The sequence below is a fragment of the Sphingomonas sp. genome, assembly GCF_031380695.1.
In the GTDB taxonomy this organism is placed as follows: domain Bacteria; phylum Pseudomonadota; class Alphaproteobacteria; order Sphingomonadales; family Sphingomonadaceae; genus Sphingomicrobium.
This window is the reverse complement of sequence record NZ_JANMWY010000236.1, coordinates 1-2,065: the sequence shown is the minus strand read 5'-3', so window position 1 is coordinate 2,065 and position 2,065 is coordinate 1. Positions and strand designations below refer to the sequence as shown.

The following is a 2,065-nucleotide window of genomic DNA, read 5'->3' as shown; positions in this document are numbered from 1 at the left end:
CGATCCCAACGGGTTGATCTATCGCGACGGCCAGTGGCGGCTGTTCGTCCAGCACAGTGCCGCAGCGCCCGATTATAAGGCAATCGGCTGGGCGCGGCTGTCGAGCCCCGACTTGCTTGGCTGGACATGGGACGGTCCGGTCATTCCCCCCAACCAGCTGGGCCAGGCTTATTCGGGCTCGATGGTTTCGGAGGGCGAGGAGCTTGCCGCCTACCTAACCCGCCATGACGGCAAGCGGCAGCGGCAGGTGCGGCTGTCGAGCGGCGACCATGGCCTGAACTGGCGCGAAAGCCCGCCGCTCGGCCCCGAAGGGCGCAACGTGCGCGACCCGTTCGTTTTTCACTGCTGCGCCACGGGCGACTGGCGGATGCTGGTCGCCGAGCCGTGTGACTGGACCGACTGGCCAAGCGACCCGCCCTCGCGCCTTGCGGTGTGGCGTAAGGACGGCGGCGCCTGGCAGTTCGTCGCGCATATCGGCCCGTGGATGCCGCCCGGCGTAATGTGGGAAGTGCCCGTGCTGGTCGATTTCGGCGCGACCCAGGCGCTGATCCTGTCGATCGTCGACCGCCGTTCGGGCTCCGCCGAGTGCGCGGTGCGCTACTGGCTGGGTCACTTCGACGGTGAAGCCTTCGCCGCGACCTCGCCGTCCGAGGGGCTCCTCCTCGACCACGGCCCCGACTTCTATGCCGCGATCGTCGCTGCTGACGAGGCGCCTGAGCGCACGCTGGTCGCCTGGGCGTCGAGTTGGGCGACGGCGCGGGCGATGCCCTGGCCGGGTGCTATCAACGGCGGGCCGATCAGCCTGCCGCGTCGAATTAGCCTCGACGTGCGGGCAGGGCGCTTGATCCAGTCCCCCGCGCCCGCCCTCGCGCCGGCTAAAAGCTGGAGGTGGGACGGTGTGGAGCCGTTCACGCTCGACGTCAGTGGACACGACTGCGCACTTGCCGTCCGGCTCGACCCTACCGGAATCGTCGTCATTCGCAGCGGCAACCTGATCGAGTGGCGTCGCCGCGAGGAGATTGCGATTTCCGGCCCGCAAACGATCGATCTTTACGAAGACGCCGGCCTGATCGAGCTCTTCATTCGCCCTCTAGGCCTCACTGTCACCGCCTTCGTCGCCGGCGCACGCCTATAGCCACTCGGGTCCCGCATGCGCGAAAATCTGTTTCCAGATCGTCACTTCGTCGATCTGGATCCACTCCATCGTGATCCGCCCGTCGACGACATGCGCATGGCTGATTCCCATGATGTATATCGGCGCCCCCGTCGGTTCGCCGAAGCGGCCCCAGCCGCTGTGCGTCGCCTCGATCGACCAGCGCATGGCGATACGGATCGGCTGGCCCGGATCGCGGTTGACGATGAGGTGCTCGACCGTGAACGCGGCATCGGGAAAAGCGGCAAGGTAAGAGATGACGAAGCGGTCATAATCCTCCTGACCGTTGAGCGACTCGCCGCCGGGCACGAACACCGCCGCCCCGAGCGCGTAATGGTCGCGGATAGCCGCCGGCGTCTTGGCACCCCAGATCACCGCCCATGAATCGCGATAGCGCCGCGCCTCGGCGCTGTCATCGATATGCGCGACATAAGGTCCGGCAATGTCCTTCGCCGGGGTGAAATATTCCACGCTTCCAACCCGCCGTAGGTCCTGCTCGCAAAGCTCGCGCGCCAGTTCGCGCGGGGTCGAGCCGAGGCAGATGGCGAAGCTTGAATAGTCGCGAATCAGCCATTCCTCGACAATCTGATTGCCCTTGCACACGCAATCGGCAATGACCCGCGACCGCACCAGCGCGCCGCTCGCCAGCCCGTGCGGTCCGTCGTTCTGCTTGCGCATGATCGAGATCAGCCGGTGCGACGACAGGAAACCGTCGACCTCGTTGCCCGACCAGATGACGTCCTCATAGACCAGCCGCCGGTCGGGGAACTCGTGCAGCGTGCCCAAGGTCGCTGCGGTCACCCCCGCATTGCCCGTCGTGATCCCCGGCGGTGCGCGGACGATGATGTCCGGCGCATAATATTTATCAAGCGACTGACCGATCCCGCGCTCCTCCCAAATCTCGCGCGTAAT

Annotated in this window: 2 protein-coding genes; one reads left to right on the top strand and one right to left on the bottom strand. The window is 66.1% G+C overall.

Annotated elements, in window-relative coordinates; all coding sequences use genetic code 11:
• Nucleotides 1-1,135 (top strand): hypothetical protein (locus tag RMN84_RS08435; protein WP_309611734.1); only part of this gene is annotated, 1,135 nt, incomplete at its 5' end.
• On the opposite strand, the gene RMN84_RS08430 is transcribed toward RMN84_RS08435, so the two are convergent.
• Nucleotides 1,130-2,065: ester cyclase (locus tag RMN84_RS08430; protein ID WP_309611733.1), on the bottom strand; the 936-nt coding region annotated here is incomplete at its 5' end. The genes RMN84_RS08435 and RMN84_RS08430 overlap by 6 nt on opposite strands.